This is a genomic window from Selenomonas oralis, assembly GCF_051603425.1.
In the GTDB taxonomy this organism is placed as follows: domain Bacteria; phylum Bacillota; class Negativicutes; order Selenomonadales; family Selenomonadaceae; genus Selenomonas; species Selenomonas sputigena_A.
This window is the reverse complement of sequence record NZ_CP194411.1, coordinates 641096-658724: the sequence shown is the minus strand read 5'-3', so window position 1 is coordinate 658724 and position 17629 is coordinate 641096. Positions and strand designations below refer to the sequence as shown.

At 45.6% G+C, this 17629-nt stretch carries 16 protein-coding genes; all 16 read left to right on the top strand.

Annotated elements, in window-relative coordinates:
• Positions 1 to 2: 2 nt before the first annotated feature.
• Positions 3 to 764: an SDR family NAD(P)-dependent oxidoreductase gene (locus tag ACRTGH_RS03120; protein WP_368846922.1), complete on the top strand. Its 762-nt coding sequence runs from the start codon at positions 3 to 5 to the stop codon at positions 762 to 764.
• Positions 764 to 1819, top strand: a complete 1056-nt coding sequence (locus tag ACRTGH_RS03115) for a 3-oxoacyl-ACP synthase III family protein (protein WP_368846923.1) — start codon at positions 764 to 766, stop codon at positions 1817 to 1819. The genes ACRTGH_RS03120 and ACRTGH_RS03115 overlap by 1 nt, the downstream gene beginning before the upstream one ends.
• Positions 1820 to 1844: 25 nt before the next feature.
• The gene (locus tag ACRTGH_RS03110) at positions 1845 to 3344 is read left to right on the top strand and encodes an amino acid adenylation domain-containing protein (protein WP_368846924.1); all 1500 of its coding nucleotides are present in this window, start codon (positions 1845 to 1847) and stop codon (positions 3342 to 3344) included.
• An 8-nt stretch (positions 3345 to 3352) separates the two neighbouring features.
• Positions 3353 to 3592, top strand: coding sequence for an acyl carrier protein (locus tag ACRTGH_RS03105; RefSeq protein WP_368846925.1), 240 nt, complete (start codon positions 3353 to 3355; stop codon positions 3590 to 3592).
• A 2-nt stretch (positions 3593 to 3594) separates the two neighbouring features.
• Complete coding sequence (gene pseI, locus ACRTGH_RS03100) at positions 3595 to 4635, top strand: pseudaminic acid synthase (RefSeq protein ID WP_438474626.1); 1041 nt, start codon at positions 3595 to 3597, stop codon at positions 4633 to 4635.
• A gap of 150 nt (positions 4636 to 4785) precedes the next feature.
• Positions 4786 to 6645, top strand: coding sequence for an LIC12162 family transferase (locus ACRTGH_RS03095; protein ID WP_368846927.1), 1860 nt, complete (start codon positions 4786 to 4788; stop codon positions 6643 to 6645).
• 6 nt (positions 6646 to 6651) lie between these two features.
• Positions 6652 to 7560 carry a class I SAM-dependent methyltransferase gene (locus ACRTGH_RS03090; RefSeq protein WP_368846928.1) on the top strand — a complete coding sequence of 303 codons (909 nt, stop codon included), beginning with the start codon at positions 6652 to 6654 and terminating at the stop codon, positions 7558 to 7560.
• Positions 7561 to 7570: 10 nt separating this feature from the next.
• Positions 7571 to 8350: a hypothetical protein gene (locus ACRTGH_RS03085; protein WP_368846929.1), complete on the top strand. Its 780-nt coding sequence runs from the start codon at positions 7571 to 7573 to the stop codon at positions 8348 to 8350.
• An 84-nt stretch (positions 8351 to 8434) separates the two neighbouring features.
• Positions 8435 to 9631 carry a glycosyltransferase gene (locus ACRTGH_RS03080; RefSeq protein ID WP_438474623.1) on the top strand — a complete coding sequence of 399 codons (1197 nt, stop codon included), beginning with the start codon at positions 8435 to 8437 and terminating at the stop codon, positions 9629 to 9631.
• Between the two features lie 24 nt (positions 9632 to 9655).
• Positions 9656 to 10390 (top strand): polysaccharide deacetylase family protein, encoded by a 735-nt coding sequence (locus ACRTGH_RS03075; RefSeq protein ID WP_368846930.1) that lies wholly within the window; start codon positions 9656 to 9658, stop codon positions 10388 to 10390.
• Between the two features lie 40 nt (positions 10391 to 10430).
• The gene (locus ACRTGH_RS03070) at positions 10431 to 11750 is read left to right on the top strand and encodes a nucleotide sugar dehydrogenase (RefSeq protein WP_368846931.1); all 1320 of its coding nucleotides are present in this window, start codon (positions 10431 to 10433) and stop codon (positions 11748 to 11750) included.
• 2 nt (positions 11751 to 11752) lie between these two features.
• Positions 11753 to 12997 carry a glycosyltransferase family protein gene (locus tag ACRTGH_RS03065; protein WP_368846932.1) on the top strand — a complete coding sequence of 415 codons (1245 nt, stop codon included), beginning with the start codon at positions 11753 to 11755 and terminating at the stop codon, positions 12995 to 12997.
• 32 nt (positions 12998 to 13029) lie between these two features.
• Positions 13030 to 13992 carry a glycosyl transferase gene (locus ACRTGH_RS03060; protein ID WP_368846933.1) on the top strand — a complete coding sequence of 321 codons (963 nt, stop codon included), beginning with the start codon at positions 13030 to 13032 and terminating at the stop codon, positions 13990 to 13992.
• Positions 13874 to 14959, top strand: a complete 1086-nt coding sequence (locus ACRTGH_RS03055; protein WP_368847138.1) for a GDP-mannose 4,6-dehydratase — start codon at positions 13874 to 13876, stop codon at positions 14957 to 14959. The genes ACRTGH_RS03060 and ACRTGH_RS03055 overlap by 119 nt, the downstream gene beginning before the upstream one ends.
• 17 nt (positions 14960 to 14976) lie before the next feature.
• The gene (locus ACRTGH_RS03050; protein WP_368846934.1) at positions 14977 to 16074 is read left to right on the top strand and encodes a DegT/DnrJ/EryC1/StrS family aminotransferase; all 1098 of its coding nucleotides are present in this window, start codon (positions 14977 to 14979) and stop codon (positions 16072 to 16074) included.
• 441 nt (positions 16075 to 16515) lie between these two features.
• Complete coding sequence (locus ACRTGH_RS03045) at positions 16516 to 17625, top strand: glycosyltransferase family 4 protein (protein ID WP_368846935.1); 1110 nt, start codon at positions 16516 to 16518, stop codon at positions 17623 to 17625.
• The last annotated feature ends 4 nt before the right edge of the window (positions 17626 to 17629 follow it).

The window sequence follows — 17629 nt, the reverse complement described above, 5'->3', positions numbered from 1 at the left end:
CGATGGATGTCGTATATGATTTTTCTTCAAAGAATTTCATGGTCATCGGGGCGAGTTCTGGTATGGGACGCCAAATCGCTGAGGAGTTGGCAGAAGCTGGCGCTCGAGTTCTGGCGGTAGCGCGCAGGGAGGCGCCGCTGCTCCAATTGCAAGAGAAGTACCCAAAGCTGATTTTCGTTGCAACGGCGGATATGACGGCGGATAGGCCTCTGGATGGCGTACTTGCACCCTTTGTTGCTCAGTTTGGAAAGCTTCATGGTGCGGTCTATACGGCGGGCGTGGAAGGGCTTACGCCTTTGCGGGCTTTTTCGGAAGAGATGGCGCGTACTATTATGGAAACGAGTTTCTGGGGCGCTATCAAGGCGATGCAGCTCGTCAATCAGCGGAAATTTTCCGTGGATGGCTGCAGCAGCGTTTTGTTTTCTTCGATCTCAGCGTATACGGGCGCTTCTTCCATGTTTGCCTATTCGGCGGCAAAAGCTGCGGTGCAGGCGGCGGTTCGCTCGATTGCGAAAGAGATTTGCCGAAATAGGAAGCGGATCAATACGATTAGCCCGGGATGGGTCAGTTCAGAGATGACCGAAAGGGAGCAGGAGATACTAGGAGAAGAGGCTATTGCCGCGCTGAAAAAAAGGCATCTTTTAGGCTTTGGAGAGGCATCGGATGTGAGTGGTTTCGTACTCTTTCTTCTCAGTGAAAGGGCACGATGGATCACAGGGAATGATTTCCTTGTTGATGGTGGGTATCTATGGGGGGGTGGATGATGGACAGGATTTTTACCAAGCCCCGTGTCGCAGCAGTTTCTGCCTGCGTATCCAAGAATCGTTTGGATCTGTCGGAACTTGCTGACCTCTATGGAGAAGCGACTGTCGCCAAGATCACGAAGGTGACGGGCATACGGCGCGTCAGTGTGGCGTCGAAGGGAACGACGACGGCGGATTACTGTGCGGCAGCGGCAAAACGACTCATGCAGGAGCGGCATATCGATTCACAGAGCATTGACGGTCTTGTCTTTGTGACGGAAACGCCCGATTATATTATCCCACATACTTCGGCGATTCTGCAGGAGCGCCTCGGCTTGCCCAATCATGCACTTACTTTCGATATCAACTATGGTTGTGCAGGATATGTCTATGGAATCTTCCAGGCATCCCTGCTCATTGAAAGCGGCTACTGCAAACGGGTGCTTGTCTGCGCGGGAGATACGCTTTCGCATTATGTGAATCCTGCGGACAAGGCCGCTCGCATGGTGCTTGGAGATGGCGGTTCGGCCACGCTTGTGGAAGCGGATGAAAAGATGCGTCGCAGTGCGTTTTCTTTTTATACGGACGGCAGTCGCGCTGAACATCTGATGATTCGGGCTGGAGCGAATCGTATGCCGCACGAGCAGGGCGTGACGGATGTACTGCATAAGGATGCCGATGGTAATGCTCGTACGGATGAGGATTTTTATATGAACGGCTTGGAAGTCATGGGCTTTGCTCTTAATGAGACGCTCTCTTCTATCCGAGAAACTGCTGAATGTATTGGTTGGGAGCTTTCCGATGTTGATCTGTTTGCACTTCATCAGGCGAATGCACTGATTGTTCAATATATCGCGAAGCAGCTGAAATTGCCGAAGGATCGTGTGCCGATTTTCGTGGGAGAAACAGGAAATGCCAGCAGCGCTTCCATTCCGATCATGTTGACAGGAACATTTGGCGGTCAGGTTCTGACGTTTGAAAAGGTTTTGGCTTGCGGATTCGGCACGGGACTTGCGTGTGCCGGCGGCGCGCTTGACCTATGCGGGACGCAGGTATTTGAGTTGATGGAAGACTAGTTTCTGCAGCGATGGGGGATGTAGTATGCGATTAGTTACGGACTATTTGGACGATATCGTGCGGCGATACCCGGAGAAAATTGCCTTTGCCAACGAACAGGACTCGATGACGTTTGCTCAAGTGCAGGAGAGTGCGCGAAAAGTGGCGGTTGGTTTGAGAATGGCGAATCTCTTTAAGCAGCCGATCATCGTTTTTATGGAAAAGTCCCCCGTTTGCATAGCCTCTTTTCTAGGCGCTGCATATAGTGGGAATTTTTATACACCGATCGATACGAAGATGCCGGCTTCGCGTATTTGTAAGATTATAAAAACCTTGCACCCCGCAGCTGTTATTACGAATCATAGTTTATCATCCTCTGCAAAAGAGATCTTTTCTGGGTGCAAGGTTCTTCTCTATGAAGATCTTCAAAAGAATCAAGATGATATTAAATTGCTTGAAAAAGTTAGGTGCAGACAGCTGGATACAGATGTTTTGTATGTCTTGTTCACTTCGGGCTCTACAGGAGAGCCAAAAGGTGTTACTATTTCGCATCAGGCGGTCGTCGATTATATCGATTGGGTGACGGATGCTTTTGATCTGACAGACAAGACGACTCTGGGAAACCAAGCGGCATTATATTTTGATTTATCCATACAGGATGTCTATGCTCCGTTGAAGACTGGTGCTACGACATGGTTGTTGGAACAAGATAAGTTTTCCTTTCCGATCCGTCTGCTTGCATATCTGAATGAGAAAGAAATTAATACGATCTTTTGGGTGCCCTCTGCTTTGGTGTTAGTGGCGAATTTGAAAGCCTTGGGACGCGTCGCATTGCCGTATCTGCGTAAAGTTCTGTTTTGTGGGGAGGTCATGCCCAATAAACAGCTGAATATGTGGCGTAAGGCTCTCCCCAATGCTGAGTTCGTTAATCTATATGGACCGACTGAGATTACGGAGGTTTGTACCTACTATCGCGTAAATCGTGATTTCAAGGATGAGGATTCCCTGCCGATTGGAAAGGCCTGTGAAAATATGGAGGTTTTCATTCTTGATGAAGATGACAGATTGATCACGAATGATGGGACTGGTGAGCTTTGCGTGCGTGGGTGTGGGCTTTCCTATGGATATTATAATAACCCGCAGAAAACAGCAGAATCTTTTGTTCAGAATCCCTTGCAGCCCAACTACCATGAGATGATCTATCGTACAGGCGACTTGGTTCGCTATAACGAATTCGGTGAATTGATGTATGTCGGAAGGAAAGACTTCCAAATCAAGCATATGGGGCATCGTATCGAACTCGGGGAGATCGAAATGGCTGCACTTGCTGTGGAAGGAATCAGACAGGCGTGCTGCCTCTACGATTCGGCACGTTCTAGGATCGTGCTTTTCTATGCAGGTTCGAAAAATGATGATGAATTGAAAGAGGCGCTTTCGGCATACGTTCCGCATTATATGATTCCGAATCGGTTTGTAAAAATGGATGCGATCCCACTCAACATGAACGGAAAGATGGATCGCGTTTTTTTGAAAATGCAGTTCTAGGAGGCAATATGGATACGAGAGAGAAAGTGACTGAGGTATTGAAAACGGTCAATCCTGATATTAAGAATGATGATGCAGACTTGTTAGCTACAGGCCTTTTGGATTCCTTCGACATTGTAAATCTCGTTTCACAGTTGGAAGAATCATTCGGTGCGGAGATTGATCCAATTGACATCGTCCCAGAGAATTTTCAAACGGTATCTGCCATTGCGGCTCTGATGGAGCGCAGCGCTTCTATGGAGGAATGATGATGAAGTTGAAAGACTATATTGGCAAAGATAAGAAGCCGTTCATTATTGCTGAGATGTCAGGGAATCACAATCATTCGCTGGAGCGTGCTCTGGAGATTGTGGAATTGGCGGCGAAGAATGGAGCGGCGGCACTGAAGCTGCAAACTTATACCGCAGATACAATGACACTTGACATTGACGAAGGTGAATTCTTCATCGATGATCCGGATGATTTGTGGAAGGGGACTTCGCTTTATAAACTCTATCAAGAAGCATATACTCCATGGGAGTGGCACGAGGCGATATTCAAACGTTGTACTGAACAGGGGGTGCTTGGCTTCAGTACGCCGTTTGATGCGTCTGCTGTGGATTTTCTGGAAGAGTTGGATGTTCCGTTCTATAAGATTGCTTCTTTTGAAAATATCGATATTCCGCTTATCAAGAAAGTTGCGGCGACGGGAAAACCGATCATCATGTCGACGGGCATGGCGACGCTTGCAGAACTTGATGAGGCTGTGCGAACGGCGAGAGAGAATGGCTGCAGCGAGCTGGCGCTTCTAAAATGCACGAGCGCCTATCCTGCAACTCCTGCGGGAGCGAACCTGCGAACACTGCCTCATCTGAAAGAGCTTTTTGACTGCGAGGTCGGCATTTCGGATCATACGATGGGTATCGGGGTTTCTCTTGCTGCTGTCGCACTTGGAGCTACGGTGATTGAAAAGCATTTCACAACGGCACGAGCAGATGGCGGGGTGGACTCTGCTTTCTCAATGGAGCCTCATGAGCTTAAGGAATTGGCGGAAGAAAGCGAGAAGGCTTGGCTGTCCCTTGGAAAAATCGCTTATGGTCCAACGCCAGAAGAACGGTGCTCCCTCAAGGATCGGCGCAGTCTCTACATCGCAGAGGATCTTTCCGCAGAAGATGTCCTTACGAAGGAAAATGTGAGAAGTATTCGTCCCGGACGAGGACTCTTGCCGAAATACTATGATGTCGTATTGGGCAAGAAGGTCAATCGGGATGTGAAGCGGGGAACACCGCTTGCGTGGGATTTGCTGGGCTAAAGAAGGCGCTTCAAATATTTTTCATGTTAAGAAGTATTGTGATGAAGGTTTGGTTGTTGCGTTATAAGCAGCTATAATCAATGTTGTGCCGGTAAGAAGTATGGCATGGTTATGTCTAACCGAGAGGTAGATAGTAAAATGAGGATGGAATTGACTACGAAGAATAAAAGAATATTTCTACCGCTGACCATACATAGAAAGCTTTGGGATACCGATGCAACAATGGTTTTCCTTAATCAAGTATATTGTGAGCAGTTGGATGAAGCGGAGCGATTGAGCTTGCATTATAGTAACTGCAATGCCTCGTTGCCGGTCAAGGATCAAGATTTCCAAAAGAATATCAGGGAGATTGCTGCGTGTATAGGGGGAGTAGTTAATACACATTGCAATATTTGTGAGGATAGAGGATATTGGGAAAAGCTGTTCTTTCGATGGCTTCTGTATATCGTATATGATATACAGGTGAAATTGCTGCAATTTGAGGAGTTGAAGAAGAACTATCCTGATCAAATATTTTATACCTATACTAAAAAAGAATTTGCAGATAAAGATTTTTTTGAGGGGGGAATAGAATCTCTGTGGGAGGATGACTATCACCTTTGGCTTTATACTTATCTGGCGAAAAACTATTTTGGTGTTCAAGTGATTCCTGTTAAAGTTGAAGAACAGATTGCTGCATCTGTCGAGAACAAGAAAAGAAATAACGCATTTTTACAAACCATATGCCGGAGAATAAAGAAGGTTTTTACAGAATCTCCACGACGCACATTGCGAAAGACGATATATTACTATCACCGTACTTTTGACTATAATAACGCAGAAGTGCTATATTATTGTTTGAATGCTTCTAGTGATACGTATATCGATTGGGCAGTGGGAACTTCTGGGAGAATACAGCAGCTTCGCTATCCCTACAACCCGATCCATGTGCCGACGTCTCTCAAATTAAGGGGAGAGTTGACATCGGCATTAAGGACACTTAACACGGTATCTCCTATCGTTGCAGATGTTATCGGGCGGATATTTCCGAAGCTCTATCTTGAAGAATATAGCTATCATCATGCCAATAGCATGTCTCTTTTGAAAAAGTATCGAAGATTAAAGGCCATTTTTTCACTTACAGGGATATTGTCGTCTTGCCCGGAAACAATTTTTTCCTTATTGGCACAAAATCGAGGTGTAAAAATCATTGGCCTCCAACATGGGGGAAACCATGAATTTATTGAAGGGGTGCTCGACCAAGAAGAATACTTAAACGATGTTTTTTATTCATGGGCAGGAGATGCGGTACGGCCTTGTTCTTCTATATGTGAAATCCTTAGTGCACCCTCCTATAAATTTGAATGCTATCGAAACACACGATACGCGGAACGATATGTTCTTTTTGTAGGTTCTGCCTTGTTTATGTATCCTAGGTGTGATGAATATGCAGGTGAGGATGTTCACCGGAAAAGATATATCGAGAGACAGATTGAATTCTTTTCCTCCCTAGACGAAAAGGCCAAGGAAGATCTGTATGTAAAAGAATATTATGTAGATTCCGGGTGGCATATCGTTTCTCGAGTAGCAAAGGCATTTCCCATGCTGAAATTTTTAGGGACTAAACAGATTGCAATAACTTACGGAACAGTGGATATAGTAGATCGGAATATGTCTTTTGTTGAAGCTATAGCAGCCTGTAAACTGATGATATGCGATCATCTTTCAACGACATGGAGAGAGGCGCTGTATCTTGATAAACCGTTTATTATGCTTTTAGATAGAGAAATATGTCCTTTCAGAGAAGAGGCTCTTGAAAGTGTGCATCTGATGGAGTCAGTTGGTATCATCCTTTATGATTGCGAAGAAGCGGCATCCTTGCTGAGCCGTATACATGATGATGTTCTGGGATGGTGGAATGAGCCTGAGAGGCAAGCGGTTATAAAAAAGATACGGGAAAATTACTTATTTGAAGTTGAGGATATTGATGGTTGGTGGATGCGTGAGTTGTTGCGCCAGGCGAGGAGCTGACAAAGCATGATTTCGGAAGAACAGTATCTCAAACGATTGGATTTGACAAAATATGGAGGACAGGACATCTATAGCGATGGCGATGTGGAAGATGATCTTTTACATCTTGTGCGCAGTGAAAAGCCCATAGAGGAGATTTTGGCGTGTGATGATCGTTGGGCTATCTTTTATCATCTGACCCGGATGCGCAGGAATCTTTTGGAGTGGTATCCTTTCGATCAAAATGCGGCTCTTTTGGAAATCGGCTCCGGCTGTGGAGGTATGACGGGCGTTTTTCTGGATAAAGTAAAGACGGTACAATGCGTAGAGCTATCGAAGCGCCGCGCGTCTATTGCGGCATGCCGTTATCATACATGTGAGAATCTCAACATAAAGGTTGGCAATCTGAATGATATGCAGTTCTCCGAGCGGTTTGAGTATGTTACCTTGATCGGCGTCTTGGAATATGCAGGGAAGTTCACAAATGGGGAAACCCCCTATGTAGACTTTTTGAAGCAGTGTAAAAGCTATCTGAAAGAGAATGGAACGCTTATCATAGCGATAGAGAATCGCTATGGGTTAAAGTATTGGTCCGGAGCAGTTGAGGATCATACGGGAAGGCTGTTTGATGGAATCGAGGGGTACAAAGATAATCCAGGTGTGAGAACTTTCGGCAAGGTAGAGCTTGAGGGAATGCTGCATGGGATTGGCTTTGAGCGTTTGGAGTGGTACTACCCCCTGCCGGATTACAAAATACCGGAAGTGGTTTTTTCCGATCAGTATTTACCAACACCTGCTGACATTGCCTCTATCTCTCCTTCATATTCGAGTGAACGCTTCTCCTTCTTCGATGAAAGCGCTGCCGCGCAAGGCTTGTTGGAAAATGATTGCTTCGATTTTTTTGCGAACTCCTTTTTAGTATTTTGCCATTTATAAGGAGATAGATATGCAAATCATATATAGCAAGTATTCTCGAGCGAGAAAACCGGAATATCAGATCGTGACACTAATCGAGCGTGACGGAGGGAATACGGTCGTTTGGAAAAAGGCGTTGACGCTGGCTGCGCGGCCTCATATAGAGAAGATATTTTTGAATTATAAGATGCTCTGTGACGTCTATGGTAAAGATCATGTTGCAAAAGTCGAGATCATGGGCGAAGATACGGTACGATTTGATTATATCGAAGGAATGTCATGGGGTGCTAGAATTGCAGAGGTAGGATATAATCAGGGGAAAGAAAAATTTTTTTCAGAGCTGAGGCGATATTATGATTTTTTGCAAGAGGGGAAGAGCGTACAGGAAAATCCTGATGTAGATTTCGCTGTGCAACCCTCTGATGGCAAAATGATCAATATCGATCTCCATCCGGATAATGTTCTATATACAGCACAAGGGCCTGTTATTATCGATTATGAATGGCTCTATGCAGACGCGCCTATTTCGTTCGTCTTTCAAAGGTCAATGTTCAATTTTTACTATAATTTCCATCATTCATTGCTGGAAAATGTGACCACGATGGAAGAAATATGGGAGCATTTTGATGTTACAGAAGATGACAAACGCTGTTATATGAGGTTGGAAAAAGCCTTTTCGGATGCAGTTGGCGTCGATAGTTTTATGAAAAGATATCAGAAGGAAAATGTTTGTCTGGATGATGTTTTATCATTGAAGAAACAGGCGAAAAAACGTATATTGAAATATATATCTAGCTTGCGAGGGAGATAAAAGACAGGTATTTCTCTGAGGACTGGAGTGATGGGATCGATGCCTTTTTTTTCTGTAATAATTCCGACGAAGGCAAGACCTGCTATGGTCGATATAGCGTTGCACTCTTTGCATCACCAGACGTTTTCAGATTTTGAGGTCATCGTCACGGACGACTATGATGAGGAAGCACTCTCCTGCAAGCCGATCGTCGAAAAGTACCAAGACGAGCGCTTTATTTATGTACATCCGCCCGATGAACCGGTACTAGGGATGTGCGGCAATTGGGAATATGGTTTGCAATTTGCAAAAGGTCGATATATTGGCTTCATGCAGGACAAGATGTATATGTATACTGAGTCGCTTCAGTGTCTGTACACGTGCATTGTGCAAGAAAAATTCCCAGATATGATGAATTGGGGGTGGGATTTTTATGATTTGAACGCAAAGGACAATAATTCTTTTGAAGGTGTTTTGTATCGACAGGATTGGTCTAATTCTTGGGAACGGCGTGATCCGGAAGGTGAGATCCAAAAAAAACTGGAATTCTCACAAGGAAATTATCAGTTTCCGGGTGGCATACCGGGTTCTGGCAGCTTGTTAGGAGGAATCATCAAAGAGGAACTCCTGCAGCGAGTGAAACATCAATATGGGAGTGTATTCAATTTTTTCAATCCAGACTATGGACCGCCATTATTGCTTTTGAGTGAAGTTGAGTCATTAATTTTTCATCATAACCATTTATTTGTAGCGATTCCGCTGCAAAGCTCAGAAGGCTTTCGACATTCTACTTCATATGAAGCTGCCTGTCAGTTTCAGGAGTTGAGTCCGTGCGGAGTGGATCGTTTGCAGTATGCCGCAGTTCCATATTTACGGATCACCAATACGAATATGATCTCTGCGGATTATAATTATACAATGTTTTTGCTTGGAAGAGAGGATCGATGTCAAGAAGAGAATGTCCTCTGCGGAATATTGCAGGACGCTGCCTGTGTACGATATGAGCAGCAGGAATATTATGAACAAGAAAATGCAGTGTTAAAGAAATTTTGTCAGGATAGAGGGATTCCCTTCGTCTCTCTTCCGCTGTATAGCGAGGAAATACATTCACAATGTTCAACTGAATCTAGTTTGAAGGAATACTTGAAAAAGTTTTTTTTCAAGTATATTCCCAGAAGGTTTCAGCCGCGCCTAAGGAATTGTTTCACATCACATGATCGTTGGTTGTATTGCCATTCTCCTAAGGAGAGCATTGTTCGAGATAAAGAAGGGAGATACGTCTCCCGTTGGCTGGCTTGGTGAACGTAGAATAGGAAGTCTGTGCTTATGAATTTAAAAAAACGATTGCTTAGTCGGATGCTTGGTGCTTTATATCGTATTCCTGAAAAAGGATTATCGAAACGCTATTCGATCATTATCATGTTCCATAGTGTTTCGCCATACGAGACATCGGACGCACCTTCCTGCTATTGTTCGCTTGACGAGTTCCAGCAAATTCTGGATTATATAAAAGTACAAGGCTATCAATTTGTTTCCATGGATGAATGTTTGATATCCTTGACAAATGGAAATTATACGGGACAGTGCGTGATTTCCTTTGATGATGCAATGGACAATTTTTACCAATATGCCTATCCTGTATTGAAGATGCGAAATATCCCGTTTATCCTTTATGTGCCAAGTGCGCAGTTGGGAAGCCATAGGATCATGAGTCGGCTGGAAATTGTGGACTTATCGGCAGATGCGTTATGCACGATTGGATCGCATACCCGGAATCATGTGAATTGCGCACAGTGTGCAGATCTTGAAGCAGAAATTTATGGATCCAAGCAAGATTTAGAGGATTTAACAGGCATGGAAATCAAGCATTTTTCGTATCCATGGGGAACGATAGATGATATATCGTGGTGCACGATTCAAATATTGAAGCGAGCAGGCTATGTTTCTGCCGCCGGGACGCTATCGGCCTCGCTGCATTTTTTTTCGACAATGAGCAGATACTATTTGCCACGGATTAATGCCGGAGCCTATCTTCCCTTGTTGAATATAGGGACTGAATAAACGAGCAGGGAATACTTCTGGTGGAAAGGAGCAGCTGTTGATGTTGCTGTATGATGATATTGTACAAAGGAAAAAGAAGATAGCCGTCATCGGCCTTGGGTATGTCGGAATGCCTCTGGCTGTTGCCTTTGCCAAGCACGCTGAAGTTATCGGATTTGATATAAGTGCCGATAAGATAGAAAAGTATAGGTCAGGGAAAGATCCTACATCTGAGGTTGGGGACGATGCCGTTTCCTCTACGACAGTTCGTTTTACATCCGATGAGAATGAGCTGAATGGTGCCAGTTTTTTCATCATTGCGGTGCCCACTCCGATCAACGCGGATAAGACGCCGGATCTTTCGCCTGTGATTTGTGCGAGTGAAGTGGTTGGACGTCATTTATCCCTCGGTTCGATTGTTGTCTATGAATCAACGGTTTATCCGGGGGTGACAGAGGATGTTTGCCGCCCCATCCTCGAGAAGGTTTCCGGGCTTGTTTGTGGTAAGGATTTTCACATAGGCTACTCGCCTGAGCGAATCAATCCCGGCGATAAGGTGCATCGTCTTGAAAACATAAAGAAGATTGTTTCGGGGATGGATGATGATACGCTGGAGGAGATTGCCAATATTTATGGTCTGATCATCGAAGCAGGTGTGCATAAAGCTCCAAGTATCAAAGTGGCGGAGGCTGCGAAGGTCGTAGAGAATAGCCAGCGTGATATCAATATTGCCTTCATGAACGAACTGGCCATGGTTTTTGATCGTATGCAGATTTCAACGGCGGACGTTTTGGAGGCTATGCAGACGAAATGGAATGCACTTCCTTTTCGGCCGGGGCTGGTCGGTGGTCATTGCATTGGCGTTGATCCGTATTATTTTGTTTATCAGGCGGAAAAGCTTGGCTATCATAGTACGGTGATTGCATCGGGGAGAAAAATCAATGATGGGATGGGAACTTTTGTTGCCGACGCTGCAATCCGTCAGATGGTTTTGGCAGATAAACAGGTGCGGCAGGCTCGTGTTGGTATCTTGGGGCTGACTTTTAAGGAGAATTGCCCAGATATACGCAATACCAAGGTGGTTGATATTGTATACCGCTTGAGGGAGTATGGTATAGAGCCGCTTTTGCATGATCCATATGCTGATGCAGAGGAGGCGGAACGGTTGTATCATATCAGACTTTCCACGTGGGAAGAAATGGTGGATTTGGATTGCCTTATTTTGGCGGTGGCACACAATCAGTATCTTGATGTGGGAGACGATAAACTTATTGCGCTGTTTCGTAAAGAGATGCCTGTTTTGGCGCGCATTTTTCTCGATGTCAAAAGCGTATGCCTTTCTTTGCGGGATAAAGGGATTTGCGGATACTGGAGTCTTTGACAATGAAAATATTCTGGGTGGGCAATACGCATGCAGACGCTTTAGCAAAGCTTTTTGCCGAGGAAACAAGCAACGACCCAAAAGGCTTATCCTATAGGGAGCTTAAAGCAAGGGTCGATGCAAGTTATACGAATTATTTTGCGACGGGATGGTGCAAGGCACTGCAGGAAATCGGCTATGAAACTGAAAATGTTGTGGTGAATGCCGACTTCCTGCAAAAGTTATGGCTGGCAGAGAATTCTGTCCACAGGAATGATTTGTCGTTGGAGGAAATCCTGCTGCTGCAAATCAAGGCGTATTGTCCGGACATCTTATTTGCGGATGATTGCTGTAGCGCGTCCTTTGTGCAGCAGGTAAAAAAAGAAGTTGCTTCTGTACGATTGATTATTGGCTGGGCGGGTAGTGCCGTTGCAAAAGAACGTGCTAGGCAAGACTTGTGGGGGCTGGTGGATATTATCCTTTGCTGCGCCCCGGAAAGCGTTTCTTACTTGCGGCAAAAAGGTGCAAACGCCGTTCATATGAATCATGCATTTCCGCCGGACATTCTTTCTGTATTGCACAAAGATGATAGAACATGCTCGGAAATATCTTTTGTCGGTAACATTGTTAGAGGAAAAGAATACCATTTGTTCCGGGAAAAATTGTTGCTTGGGCTTTTGGATGTATTACCGTTGGATATTTACTCGCCAAGCGCTACATACAAGAAGAAGGATTTTTTGCGGGGTGTTTTGGCGGGGGAGCTTTATGATGCCATCCATTTTTTCTCTCAATGGTCGAGAGATACTATTTTTTCGCGAATACCAGTTTTAAATAAAGCTTGTGCTTGGGAAGAGCGGCCGAGACTCCCTGTAAATTATAAATTGTATAAGCAGATGAGGTCACCGGTGTATGGGATTGAGATGTTTAATGCGCTTCTTTGCTCAAATGTTGTATTGAATATTCATGCAGATTCCTCCCCGGAATTTGCTTCCAATATGAGACTTTATGAGGCGACAGGTGTTGGCGCCTGCCTGCTGACAGATAATAAAAAAAATATGAAGGAGCTTTTTATGCCAGACAAGGAAGTTGTGGTTTATGATTCTCTTGAGGATTGTGTCGAAAAGGCAACATGGTTGAATGAGCATCCAAAAGAGAGGCAGAGGATTGCTGAAGCTGGGACAAGGCGCTGCCTCAGGGAACATACATACAAGAATCGTGCGATTGAATTTGATAGAATCGTGAAAAAATCTCTAAAGGATAGAGCATAAGGCATGTTTCGATAAATATGAAAGGGGTTGCCATGAATCGTTATTGCACCTTGTTTGATTCCGGCTATTTGACACGCGGATTGGCATTGTATGAGTCATTGGAAAAAACGGGTGAGGCATTTCTTCTTTATATTTTTGCTTTTGACGATTTGGCGGAAGAGATTCTGGAGAAATTGGCATTGCCTCATGTGCAGGTTGTATCCATGAAAGAGTTTGAAAATGAGCGTCTGCTCTCGATAAAAAAGACACGGACTAGAGGGGAATATTGCTGGACGTGCTCATCTTTTTCCATCCTTTATGTGTTGCAGCATTTTGCTGTGCCGGAAGTTACATATCTTGATGCGGATTTATATTTTTTCCAGTCACCGCAGGTTTTATTGGATGAGTTTCATGCATCGGAAAAGGATGTCATGATTACAAGGCATCGCTATACGCCGGAGTATGATCAAAGTGAGACTTCGGGCATTTATTGCGTGCAGTTTATGACGTTCCGCAATACACAGAATGGATTGCATGTTTTGAACTGGTGGTGTGACCGCTGCGAAGAATGGTGCTATGATCGGTTTGAGGATGGCAAATTTGGTGATCAGAAGTATTTGGACGATTGGATGATACGATTTTCGGGCATGGTGCATGAGTTGGAACATATTGGTGGCGGGGTTGCTCCATGGAATGTGCAGCAGTATTGCTGCACGGAAGGACCGAAAGTAGATGGCGTCCCCATCGTCTTTTATCATTTTCATGGTTTGAGATGGCTGCGCTTGCATATGTTTGATCTGAGTACGTATAGGCTTCCTGAAGAAACTGTACCGAATATCTATTTTCCATATCTTGATTCTCTGCAAGCAGCCTTGAAATTGGTGCAGAATGGTTATGATGCTGCTTTTGCAAAAGGAATTGTCGGTATACCGAGGGGCTTTTGGCATACGATTCAGCGTTATAAGGAGCGATTGGGCAGGTGGAAAAGGGGTTGCTATAATGTCATTTGCAGGTAAAAATATTTTGGTAACAGGCGGCGTCGGTTTTATCGGCAGCAATTTGGCGATTCGCCTCGTCAAGGAAGGTGCAAATGTTACTTTGCTTGACTCCATGCTGGATGAATATGGGGCGAATCTTTTTAATATCAAAGATATAAAAGATGATGTGTGTTTGAACTTTTCTGATATGCGCGATGAGCACAGCTTGAGATATTTGGTGCGAGACAAGGAATATATCTTCAATCTTGCAGGACAGGTGAGCCATCAGGACAGCATGCGGGAGCCTTTCATGGATATGGAAGTCAACACGAGGGCGCAGCTCACATTGTTGGAAACCTGCCGACATTATGCGCCGGATGTTGTAGTGGTGTTCTCCAGCACACGGCAGATTTACGGCCATCCGCAGTATTTGCCCGTGGATGAGAAACATCCTCTTTCACCGCCGGACGTGAATGGCATCAATAAGCTGGCGGCAGAGCACTATCATCAGCTTTATACGAAGGTATATGGTGTGCGGACGGTATCCCTTCGCCTGACGAATACTTATGGCTCTCGGCAGCTGATCAAGAATGCCCGTCAAGGTTTTATCGGTTGGTTTGCCAACCGTGCTGTGACGGGGGAACAAATTCAGCTTTTTGGCACCGGGGAGCAGGTGCGTGACTTCAATTATGTGGATGATGTCGTAGAGGCCATGTGTCTGGCAGCTGTTTGTGAAGAAACCTATGGGGATGTATTTAATTTGTCGGGGGAGAAGGCTTCCTTGAAAGAGGTGGCTGAGATGATGCTCCGTTTTTCCGGCAAAGGCAGTCTGAAAATCGTGCCATTCCCGGAAGAACGTAAAAAAATCGATATTGGAGATTTTTATGGTACGAGCGAAAAATTGGCAAAGGTTGTAGGTTGGAAGCCCAAGGTAGCCTTAAAGGATGGATTGGAACGCATGATAGATTATTATATGCAGTATATGGATGAGTATCTGGATTCGTGACGGGGGATTGAAACACCATGATTATGGCAAATAACCTTTTGCGCCAGTTTTCTCTGCATGCGGCAGAGTATGAGGAAAAGGCGGTTGAGGTGCTTCGTTCCGGCTGGTATATCCTGGGCAAGGAAGTTGAGGCATTCGAGAGCGAATGGGCAAAATATATCGGCGCGAAATACTGCGTGGGCTTGGCAAGTGGTCTCGATGCCTTGTGGATGGCGTTTCGCCTGCTGGGCATCAAGGAGGGCGATGAAGTCATTGTTGCGTCCAATGCTTATATCGCTTGCGTCATGGGGATTACGATAAATGGAGCACGTCCCGTTTTTGTTGAGCCGGACGTTTATGACAACATTGATGCCGAAAAGGTAGAAGCAGCTGTTACGCCCCGTACGAAGGCGATTCTGGCTGTGCATCTTTATGGGCAGTCATGTGACATGACAAAAATTATGGATATTGCACAAAGGTATAATTTGAAGGTTGTCGAAGATTGTGCACAAAGCCACGGAAATCATTGGCAAGGGAAAACGGTGGGCACCTTTGGGCATGTTGGCTGCTTTAGTTTTTACCCGACGAAGGGGTGTGGAGCTTTTGGTGATGCCGGCTGCATTGTGACGGATGATGCTGCATTGGCGCGGAAGTTCCGCGTTTTTCGCAACTATGGAAGCGAAAAGAAATATCACAATGAGGTTGTGGGATGCAACAGCAGGCTGGATGAATTGCAAGCGGGGCTGCTGCGTGTGAAGTTGAAGTATATGGACGAATTTAATTCGGAGCGTTGTCGGCTTGCCGGCAGATACATGGAGGCGATCAACAACCCGCACGTCCGATTGCCTCGGATACGTCCGGGGGCAGATTCGACGTGGCATCAATTCGTTGTTCATACATCGGTGCGTGATTCTTTGGCAGAACATCTGAAAAAACAAGGGATCGGCACGATGATTCACTATCCTATACCGCCGCATCTGGCTGAGGCATATCGTTATTTAGGTTATCGAGAAGGAGCTTTTCCGATTGCAGAGAAGTATGCGGCAGAGGTTTTGAGCCTTCCTATGTATAATGGAATGACAGAGGAAGAACAACAGACTGTCATTTGCGCGATCAATGATTTCCATGTCGATTGAACGGAGGTTTTCGTTGTTAAAAAAATCATAAAGGCGATGATTCCGCCGATTCTTTTGCGTTTGAAATATATAGGTGAGCCTTTTTACGGCATCAAGGGCGAATTTTCCTCATGGCAAGAAGCTGAGGATACGCTTCAACGCGATGGACTGCAGGATTATGCAGCCGACATGCCGGTCAAAGATAGCTTCTTTCGGCAAAGGACATTGATTTCCAAAGGTTTTTTACTGGAACGGCGATGACGGTACTTTGCGAAGAGTGCTGATGGATAGATTTTTGCAGAGGTATGGCAATTGATTCATATGGTCATGCCGCATCCTTTCTTGGGATGCGGCATGGTGGTATACTGGAAACTGGAGAGATATTGATCCGGCTTCTGTGGAAGACCGTGTTGCTTAAACATAATGATGTGGCGGAGTGAAAATATCGACGGTGGGTGCAAGGTGAAGATTCTCTTTTGCGGTACATATATGCCGCCGACTTTGATCGCACGTTTTCGGTATGCTTCGGAGGCGGCGAATAATTTTTGTGGGAAATTGCTAGAGGAGCTTCGGCATGGCAATGAGGTGCAGGTGCTTTCTTTTTATGGGTTTCCCAAGGAAGACCATTGGTCGAATGCGGTGGAGGAAGAAATTTCGGCGCAGGGCATCGACTTTGTGGCACGGACGGGATCGATTTCGCGTATAACGGGCTTTTTTCGCTATCAGTGGAAGGTTTTTCGCTTGATGCGGAACATGGATTACGTACTGCTCTATAATTATTATTGGATTTATTATGGTATACTGTTTTTGGCACGGCTTTTAGGTGTGCGTACTGCCTTGATCGTTGCCGACCATTCAGGCGTGGAGTCTCATGCGTCACCCCTGCGGCGCTTTTTAGTGAGATGGACGGAACGGGATTATGGCCGCTTTGATCGCCTGGTGTTTCTTTCACGCCACCTTTACGAAACATTTCCTCACCGCAATAAGCTTTTTTTCCCCGGGGCGGTACGCATGGCGGACTATGCAGGGTTTCGCTATGAAGTCAAGGAGAAATGCCGCTTTCTTTATGCGGGGCTTTTGAATGAAGTGACGGGTGTTGATTTATACCTAGAGGCCATTCGTTTGCTGGATGTGCCGGAGGCGGAGTTCCACTTTACGGGACGCGGTCCTTTGGAAGAGGCTGTCCGGGAGGCGGCGCGACGGGACGCACGCATTGTTTACCACGGCTTTGTTTCACGTGAGGAATACTATGCGCTTCTTGCCGGTGCCGATATCGTTGTCAATCCTCGCAATATGGGACTGCCGGAGAATAAAAACAACTTCCCTTCCAAGATCATGGAGTATCTGGCATCCGGGCGCATCGTTGTCTCGACGCGTTTTGCAGGCTGGGAGGACTTTGCCCAGCATATATTTTTCGTTGAGACGAGTGCAGCAGGGCTTCGGGAGGGGCTGCTTAAAGCTTGTGCGGCGAGAAGGGAAGGGGCGCAATATTTCGAGCAAAACCGCGTGTTTGTTTCGCAATATGACTGGTCCCGGCAGGTGGAGCGCCTTAGTGCCTTTTTGAGGAGTTGATCTC